8 protein-coding genes are annotated in these 8,718 nt (G+C 67.8%); 5 read left to right on the top strand and 3 right to left on the bottom strand.

What is annotated here, in order from left to right; translation table 11 throughout:
- The first annotated feature begins 227 nt into the window (after positions 1-227).
- Both ACAM49_RS36225 and ACAM49_RS36220 read left to right on the top strand, forming a co-directional pair.
- Complete coding sequence (locus tag ACAM49_RS36225; RefSeq protein WP_040814270.1) at positions 228-683, top strand: GyrI-like domain-containing protein; 456 nt, start codon at positions 228-230, stop codon at positions 681-683.
- A 9-nt stretch (positions 684-692) separates the two neighbouring features.
- Positions 693-1,118 carry a GyrI-like domain-containing protein gene (locus ACAM49_RS36220; RefSeq protein ID WP_040814271.1) on the top strand — a complete coding sequence of 142 codons (426 nt, stop codon included), beginning with the start codon at positions 693-695 and terminating at the stop codon, positions 1,116-1,118.
- 62 nt (positions 1,119-1,180) lie between these two features.
- Here ACAM49_RS36220 and ACAM49_RS36215 read toward each other — a convergent pair whose 3' ends face one another.
- Together ACAM49_RS36215 and ACAM49_RS36210 are read right to left on the bottom strand one after the other, a co-directional pair.
- Positions 1,181-2,293 carry an inositol-3-phosphate synthase gene (locus tag ACAM49_RS36215; protein ID WP_369640045.1) on the bottom strand — a complete coding sequence of 371 codons (1,113 nt, stop codon included), beginning with the start codon at positions 2,291-2,293 and terminating at the stop codon, positions 1,181-1,183.
- Positions 2,286-2,843, bottom strand: coding sequence for a PadR family transcriptional regulator (locus ACAM49_RS36210; RefSeq protein WP_040814273.1), 558 nt, complete (start codon positions 2,841-2,843; stop codon positions 2,286-2,288). The genes ACAM49_RS36215 and ACAM49_RS36210 overlap by 8 nt, the downstream gene beginning before the upstream one ends.
- A gap of 172 nt (positions 2,844-3,015) precedes the next feature.
- On the opposite strand from ACAM49_RS36210, the gene ACAM49_RS36205 reads away from it, so the two are divergent.
- The 3 genes from ACAM49_RS36205 to ACAM49_RS36195 all read left to right on the top strand — a co-directional run bounded on the left by ACAM49_RS36205 (position 3,016) and on the right by ACAM49_RS36195 (position 8,053).
- Positions 3,016-3,429 (top strand): DUF5318 domain-containing protein, encoded by a 414-nt coding sequence (locus tag ACAM49_RS36205; protein ID WP_083913931.1) that lies wholly within the window; start codon positions 3,016-3,018, stop codon positions 3,427-3,429.
- Between the two features lie 751 nt (positions 3,430-4,180).
- Positions 4,181-6,340, top strand: coding sequence for a transglycosylase domain-containing protein (locus ACAM49_RS36200; RefSeq protein WP_369640047.1), 2,160 nt, complete (start codon positions 4,181-4,183; stop codon positions 6,338-6,340).
- A gap of 90 nt (positions 6,341-6,430) precedes the next feature.
- Positions 6,431-8,053 carry a glycosyltransferase family 87 protein gene (locus ACAM49_RS36195; protein WP_369640046.1) on the top strand — a complete coding sequence of 541 codons (1,623 nt, stop codon included), beginning with the start codon at positions 6,431-6,433 and terminating at the stop codon, positions 8,051-8,053.
- Here ACAM49_RS36195 and ACAM49_RS36190 read toward each other — a convergent pair.
- The coding region (locus ACAM49_RS36190; RefSeq protein WP_369640044.1) for a TerD family protein at positions 8,050-8,718 on the bottom strand (669 nt) is incomplete at its 5' end. The genes ACAM49_RS36195 and ACAM49_RS36190 overlap by 4 nt on opposite strands.

Here is an 8,718-nt window from a genome sequence, read left to right as displayed (position 1 = left end):
CCCCCAAAGAAGTAGAAATTTTCCCGGGCCTCAGCATCCCTGTCCCCGGCTGATTTCGAACTGTGATGCGCTGTTGATCATGTTTCGTGGCTACTGTGCCCATCAGTGGGGTGCCACGGATATGGTGGACCCTGCCACCGGCTTCTATGACTCCGGGAATCGGTGGCAGGATGCGGGTTAGGAGCAGGGTGGGGTCGGAGACAGCACGAGACATAGGGGCGACGCCGGTGGATTTCAATGTCGTTGAACGCCACGAAACGCTGGTAGCCGGAACGGTGCTACGCAGCCCGGCACTCGCGGTCGAAGGGCCGCGCCGCGCGAAGGTCGAGGAGGCCTGGAAACGGAATCTGGCACGCGATCTGCCCGGTCCGCCCGCGACCGCGTATGTCGATCACGCACCCGAGATCGGTTCGTATCTGACGCATATCGTCGGATACGAATGCAAGAAGCTGGATGACCTATTGCCGGGCGATGTACTCGCCCGTATCCCCGCCGGCAAATTCGCCCGCTTCATTCGCAGTGGCGACAATCTCGGCGACATCATCGTGTCGATCTGGCGCACGGTCTGGGACCTCGAGGCGGCCGGCACCCTGGTGCGCGCGTACACCGGGGATTTCGAACACTATCCGGACAACCGGACGGTGGAGGTTTTCGTCGCGCTCGATCCGAGCACGGAGGGGTAGGGGAGAGCTGTGGACTTCGAAATCGTCACCCTGGAGGACTTCCTGGTCGGCGGTCTGACCATCCCCCTGGCCGGGCGCGAGGTCACCGCCCGCGACCTGGACCTGGTCAATTTCACCTGGGACCGCTACCTGGCCCGCGAGAAGAAGGCCGAACGCGTCGCGGCCTACATCGGCCAGAACGACCACGCGGTAGCCGTTCTGGGATACGAGCTTTCGGGCCTGAGCACTTTGGACACCGGTGACGTGGTGACCCGCATCCCCGCGGGCCGATACGCGAAATTCGTTGTCTCCGACAAGCCTTACGACCTGCTGCGCACGGCGTGGGCGAAGGTCGCCAAGGCGGAGAACGCCGGGACGATCACCCGCTCGCACACCGCGGAGATCGAGCGCTACACCGGCCCGACTTCGGTCGAGGTCTACGTCTCGCTCGACTGAGCTCGAACGATAAAGGGCGGCATCGCGATTCGCGATGCCGCCCTCATGTCGTCCAGAGCTGGTTACTCAGCTCCGATGATGAAGGCCTCCAGCTGCGCGCGGGCGACATCGTCCGCGAGCTGCTTCGGCGGGGACTTCATCAGGTACGCCGAGGCCGGAATGACCGGTCCGCCGATGCCGCGGTCCTTGGCGATCTTGGCCGCGCGCACCGCGTCGATGATGATGCCCGCCGAGTTCGGCGAGTCCCACACCTCGAGCTTGTACTCCAGGTTCAGCGGCACGTCGCCGAAGGCGCGGCCCTCGAGCCGGACGTAGGCCCACTTGCGGTCGTCGAGCCACTCGACGTAGTCCGACGGGCCGATGTGCACGTTGCGGTCGTGCACCTTGCCGGCCAGCGGGCCCTCGAGGTTGGAGGTGACGGCCTGGGTCTTGGAGACCTTCTTGGACTCCAGCCGCTCGCGCTCGAGCATGTTCTTGAAGTCCATGTTGCCGCCGACATTGAGCTGGTAGGTGCGGTCCAGCACGACGCCGCGGTCCTCGAACAGCTTGGCCATCACGCGGTGGGTGATGGTCGCGCCGACCTGGGACTTGATGTCGTCGCCGACGATGGGCAGGCCCGCGTCGACGAACTTCTGGGCCCAGACCGGGTCGGAGGCGATGAACACCGGCAGCGCGTTGACGAAGGCCACGCCCGCGTCGATGGCGCATTGCGCGTAGAACTTGTCGGCCTCTTCGGAACCGACCGGAAGGTAGGAGACGAGGACGTCGACCTTCGCGTCCTTCAGCGCCTGGACCACGTCCACCGGCTCGGCGTCGGACAGCTCGATGGTCTGGGCGTAGTACTTGCCGATGCCGTCCAGGGTCGGACCGCGCTGCACGGAGATTCCGCTCGGCGGCACATCCGAGATCTTGATGGTGTTGTTCTCGCTGGCGAAGATCGCATCGGAGAGATCGAAGCCGACCTTCTTGGCGTCCACGTCGAACGCCGCGACGAACTTCACATCGCGCACGTGGTACGGGCCGAACTTGACGTGCATGAGACCCGGAACGGTGGAATCCGCGGGTGCGTCCTTGTAGAAGTGCACGCCCTGAACCAGGGAGGATGCGCAGTTGCCCACACCCACGATGGCCACGCGAACTTCGGTGGCTCCGCCAGCCTGATTGATGTCACTCATGGCCGATATTTCCCTCTTTCTGTGGTGCCGCCTTCGTCGATTGCTCCGCAGCAATCAACTCGTTGAGCCAGCGCACTTCGCGCTCGCTTGATTCGAGACCGAGTTGATGGAGCTGGCGGGTATAGCGGTCCAGTTGCCCGCTGGCGCGTTTTATCGCTTCCCGCAGTCCTTCTCGGCGCTCCTCGACCTGCCTCCGCCGCCCCTCCAGGATTCGCATCCGCGCTTCCGCGGGGGTGCGGCTGAAGAAGGCCAGATGAACGCCGAAGCCGTCGTCGGTGTAGTTCTGTGGCCCGGTGTCGGCGAGCAGTTCGGCGAACCGCTCGCGGCCGGGGTCAGTCAGTTGGTAGACCCGCCGCGCACGGCGGGTGGCCAATCCCTGCGGACTCTCCTCCGCGATGAGGCCGTCGGACTGCATGCGCCGCAGGGTCGGATACAGCGACCCGTAGGAGAAGGCCCGGAAGGGGCCCAGCAGACCGGTGAGCCGCTTGCGCAACTCGTAGCCGTGCATCGGTGATTCGAGGAGCAGCCCGAGGATCGCCAGTTCCAGCACCGGGCTTCACCTCCTGACTGTGTAGTTCAGACCTAACCGATGGATGCAGTTCCAAACTATATCGCGCCGATATAGTTTCCCGCGTGTTGTGGGTCTCCCGTGCATGTGGAGATTCCGTGAGAGTCGCCTTGGGGCGTGCGGGCGGTCGGGGGCCGCAAGTACTCTGGGTCGCGTGCGAATACAGAGGCAGGTAGTGGACTATGCGCTTCGGCGTAAGTCGCTGCTGGCCGACGTCTATGCGGGGCGGGTCGCCGTCGCGGAGGTCTGCGACGCGAATCCGTACCTGTTGCGTGCGGCGAAGTTCCACGGGCGGGGGAGCGAGGTCACATGCCCTATCTGCAGGAAAGAGCAGCTGACTCTCGTATCGTGGGTCTACGGCGACGGGCTCGGGCCCGCCTCGGGCTCCGCCCGCACGCCGGAGGAGTTGGTCCGGATGGCCGAGGCTCGCGAGGAGTTCTCGGTGCATGTGGTCGAGGTGTGCCGGACCTGCAGTTGGAATCATCTGGTGCAGTCCTATGTGCTGGGCCTAGCGCCCGCACCGACGGGTCGCCGCCGCACCGGCGCCCGTCGCACGGCCGCCGAGTGAGAGGCCACGTCGACTGCTGAACAACGGGCACGACCGTGCCCGTCGCGGTGCAACGCGTGACCGCATCGAGCCAAACCGGACGTACCGAGAGTTATTGGAGAGCCAGGCTGTGACATCGCCCTATGACGACGGACCGCACGGCGGCCGCCCCCGTGGCGGTTCGCAACCCGGCCCCGGCGGCTACCCGCCGCCTCGACCGGCAGGCCCGCCGCCCGGGGCACGCCAGCCCGTGGGCGGTCGTCCCGTCCCGGGGCCCGGTGGTCCGCAGCGCGGCCCGGTCGCGGGTGGCGGCCTGCCCCCGCGCGGTCCGCAGGGTCAGCCGCCGCGCGGCCCGCAGGGCGGTCAGCCCCCTAGACGTCAGGGGCCGCCGCCCCAGCGACCCGATAATCCGGACGCGACCCGCAAACTACCCAATCCCGCCAATGCCGACGCGAAGGTGAATACCGGCGCGCGCCAGGCGGTTCCGAATCACATATCGCGCGCGGCCACCTCCGATCGCACCCAGCGGGTCTCCGATCGCGCGGTGCGCGCGGGGGCCGGTGCGGGCACGGCGGCCCGGCCGCGGCCCGCCGAGGACCGCACCCGCCCGCCGTCGGGCGCGCAGCCCGCGGCCCGGCGTCCGCAGGGCGGCACCCCGTCGGGTCCGCCGCCGCGGAAGCCCGGGGGCAATGGCTCCGGCGGTGGCGGCGGCAAGGGCGCGCCGAAGAAGAGCTCGGTGTGGCGGATAGTCCGGCGCGTCATCTACCTCGGCATGGCGCTGCTGTTCGGCGGCATGAGCACCGTCTTCCTGTACGCGTACTCGACGGTCAACGTGCCGCAGCCCGGCGACCTGAAGAACAATCAGGTGGCCACCATCTTCATGGCCGACGGCACCTCGGTGCTGGCGAAAGTCATTCCGCCGGAGGGCAACCGGACCGATGTGACGATCGATCAGATTCCGCCGCACGTGCGCAATGCCGTGATCGCCGCGGAGGACCGCTCGTTCTACACCAATCCGGGCTTCTCGATCCAGGGCTTCGGGCGCGCGTTCGTCGGACAGCTGACGGGCAATTCGAGCGCCGGCGGTGGTTCGACGATCACCCAGCAGTACGTGAAGAACGCGATGGTCGGCAATGAGCACTCGCTCAGCCGCAAGCTGCGTGAGCTGGTGATCTCGGCCAAGATGGCCAAGCAGTGGTCCAAGGACCAGATCCTCGCCGCATATCTGAACACCATCTATTTCGGACGCGGCGCCTACGGCATCGACGCGGCGGCCAAGGCGTACTTCAACAAGCCGGTGCAGGATCTGACGGTGGCCGAGGGCGCGGTGCTGGCCGCGACCATTCAGCAGCCGTCGAATCTGGATCCGGAGAAGAATCCCGAGGGCGCCCAGTCCCGCTGGAAGTACGTGCTGGACGGCATGGTCGACGGCGGCAATCTGTCGGCGGCCGATCGGCAGAGCATGCAGTACCCCGCCGTGATCCCGGCCGCGCAGGCGCAGAAGGACAAGACGCTGGACGCCGGTCCGGAGGGTCTGATCAAGACCCAGGTGCTCAAGGAGCTCGAGGCCGCGGGCATCTCCGAGCACGAGATGAACACCGAGGGTCTGCAGATCACCACGACCATCGATCAGAAGGCCCAGCAGGCCGCGGTGGACGCGGTCAACAAGGTGATGGACGGCGAGCCCGAGAAGCTGCGCACGGCCGTGGTGTCGGTGGATCCGAAGACCGGTGCGGTGCGCGCCTACTACGGCGGCTCGGACGGCCAGGGCCTCGACTACGCGAATTCGGGCCTGCCGCCGGGCTCCTCGTTCAAAGTGTTCGGCCTGGCCGAGAACCTGGAACTGGGCAAGCCGCTGTCGACGCTGTACGACTCCTCGCCGATCACGGTGAACGGCATCAAGATCACCAACGTCGAGGGCGAGCAGTGCGGCATGTGCACCATCGCCGAGGCGCTCAAGCGCTCGCTGAACACCAGCTTCTACCGCATGCAGCTGGACATGACCAACGGCCCGCAGAAGATCGCCGACATGGCGCACAAGCTGGGCATCCCGGAAACCATTCCGGGCGTGGGCAAGACGCTCACCGAGCCGGACGGCAGCGGCCCCAACAACGGCATCGTGCTGGGTCAGTACCAGGTGCGCCCGCTGGACATGGCGTCCGCGTACGCGACGCTGGCCGCCTCGGGCATGTACCACGCGCCGCACTTCGTGCAGAAGGTGGTGGCCTCCGACGGCACCGTGCTGCTGGACCGCGGGCAGCCCGCGGGCGAGCAGCGGGTCTCGCCCGCGGTTGCGGACAACGTGACCGACGCGATGAAGCCCATCGCGCAGTGGTCGCGCAACCACCAGCTCGCCGGCGGCCGGCTCTCGGCCACCAAGACCGGTACCAACCAGCTCGGCGACACCGGCGAGAACCGCGACTCGTGGATGGTCGGCTACACGCCGTCGCTGTCCACCGCGGTCTGGGTGGGCACCGACAACGGCGAGAAGCTGCGTAATGCCAACGGCGGCATGATCTACGGTTCGGGCCTGCCCGCCGACATCTGGAAGGCCACCATGGACGGCGCCCTCAAGGGCACGCCCAATGAGAACTTCCCGAAGCCGGGCACCATCGGCGGCCAGGCCGGTGTGCCGTCCTGGAGTGCGCCGTACACGCCCGCGCCGACCACCGAGCAGCAGGTGCTGCCGCCGGTGATCACGCAGAGCCAGGTCGAGATACTGCCGGGCATCACCATCCCGGTGCCGGGTCTGGCGCCCAATCCGAACAATCAGCGGCAGTCGAATCCGCAGACGCAGCAACAGGATCCGGGCACCGGGCCGATGTCCGGGCAGCCGGTGGCGCCGGCCGACGGATCCTCGCCCACGACGTCACCCAATGGCGGCGGCGGTAATGGGAACGGCAATGGGAACGGCACACGGCCGACTCGGTAGCCTGCTGCCGTGATCGAGCAGGACTTGGTGCACCGGCCGACCGCCTCTGGCGTGTCGGCCGGTGACACGCTGAAGCCGGGGGAGGCAGCGGTGAAAGACGCTCGCGCACTGCAGGATGCGCACGCGGGGCGCGAGGTGGTCTACGTATCGCCGGAGCCGCTGGCGGCGGATCTGCGCTCGGCCGACGACCGGGACAAGCCCAGTCGCACCGATGCGCTCACCGCGCAGCTGGCCGATCTGATCGGCGGCCCGGTGGGTGATCACGCGGTGATCGGCCGCGCCCGCTTCTGGACGCCCATGCGCGTGATGATGGCGTTCGCGGTGCTGTTCCTGGCCCTCAGCTGGTTCGGCAAGGCGGGCTGCATCCAGCAGCGGCCCATCGACGGCGTGATGGGGCTGGACTGGAACAACGGCCGCCAGTACACCGCCATGTGCTACTCGGACACGGTGCCGCTCTACGGCGCCGAGCATCTCAACGAGGGCGCGTTCCCCTACAAGAAGCGGTGGGTGGAGTACAGCGACGGCCAGCCGCAGGTCCGGTACATGGAGTATCCGGTGCTGTCTGGCCTGTACCAGTACGCCGCCATGGGAATCGCCAAGGCGTGGAAGCTGTCCCCGCTGCCCGGGCACACCGCCCTCGAGGTGGTGATCTACTTCGATGTGGTGGCCCTCGGGCTGTCGCTGGCCTGGCTGGTGACCATCTGGGCGACCGCGCTGTCGGCGGGCCGGCGGATCTGGGATGCCGCGCTGATGGCGTTGTCGCCCTTGGTACTCGTGCACGCGTTCACCAATTTCGACGCGCTGGCAACGGCTTTCGCGGCCGGCGGGCTGCTGGCCTGGGCGCGGCGGCGGCCGGTGCTGGCGGGTGTGCTGCTCGGGCTGGGCGGTGCGGCGAAGCTGTATCCGCTGCTGCTGCTCGGCCCGATCCTGATCCTGTGCCTGCGCGCCGAGCGGCTCGACGAGGACGAGTCGATGTGGGGCGGCATCCGGCCGCTGCGCGCGGCGGGCGGCGCGATCGCGGCGGCGGCGATCACCTGGCTGGCGGTGAACGCGCCCATCGCGGCGCTGTACCCGAAGGGCTGGTGGGAGTTCGTCCGGCTCAACAAGGACCGGCACGCGGACCCGGATTCCATCTACAACGTGATCACCTCGTTCACCGGCTGGACCGGATTCGACGGGGTGCTGAGCCCGCAGCAGACGCCGTGGATCCTCAACCAGGTGTCACTGCTGCTGTTCGTGCTGGCCTGCGCGGGCATCGCCTGGATGGGGCTGACCGCGGCGCGGCGGCCCCGGCTGGCGCAGCTGGCGTTCCTGGTGGTGTCGGCGTTCCTGCTCACCAACAAGGTGTGGAGCCCGCAGTATTCGCTGTGGCTGGTGCCGCTGGCGGTGCTGGCGCTGCCGCATCGGCGAATCCTGTTGGCGTGGATGACGATCGACGCGCTGGTGTGGGTGCCGCGCATGTTCTATTACCTCGGCCCGGACCACAAGGGCCTGCCCGAGCAGTGGTTCACCGGCGCGGTCGTGCTGCGCGATCTGGCGGTGATCGGCCTGTGCGTCCTGGTGATCCGCCAGATCTACCGGCCCGGTGCGGATCCGGTGCGCCGGGACGGGATCGACGATCCGGGCGGCGGCATTCTCAACCACGCCCCGGATCCCCAAAACCCTTGGCTGCCGCCCGTTCTGCGGCCGCGGCAGCCCGTCCCCGCTACTTAGAGGAACCGTCCCAGCTGCGGCACCGCCTCGCCGGGATGCTTGGCCTGGATGCCCTCGCCGAGGGCTTCCATCTTCCAATCCGCGCCCGGCGCGGTGCGATACAGCTTGGCCATGACGATGCCGGTGAAGGGCATGCCGCCCGCGAGGGTGTAGCGCGCCATCTCCTTGTTGGTCGCGCTGTCGACGAGGCGGCAGTAGGCGTTGGCGACCTGTTCGAAGGTGTGGCCCTTGTAGGAGGTCACGATGAACACCAGCGCATTGACCCGCTCGTTGATGCGGGTGAGGTCGACCAGGATCTGCTCGTCGTCACCGTCGCCCTCACCGGTCAGGTTGTCGCCCTGGTGCCGGATGGACCCGTCCTTGGAGGTCAGGCCGCCGTAGTAGACGACATCGACCGGATTGGCGCCCGAGAACATCACGACCGAGGCGTCCAGATCCACGTCCACGGTCTTGCTGCCGAACATGCCGCCGCGCTTGACCGGATCCCAGCCCAGACCCATCTGCACGTACCCGAGCGCGGCCCCGCCCTGCTTGCGCAGGTTGACGCGCTGGCCCTTGACCAGGCTGACCGGATGGTTGGCCGGTAGGTCCGCGACCTCCTGGACCGGCGGCGGCGCGGGCGCGGGGGCGGGCTGCTGGTAGCCGGGCGGCGGCGGATACGACTG

This window comes from Nocardia sp. JMUB6875 (assembly GCF_041154655.1).
Classification (GTDB): Bacteria; Actinomycetota; Actinomycetes; order Mycobacteriales; family Mycobacteriaceae; genus Nocardia.
This window is presented reverse-complemented; position numbering and strand designations above follow the sequence as displayed.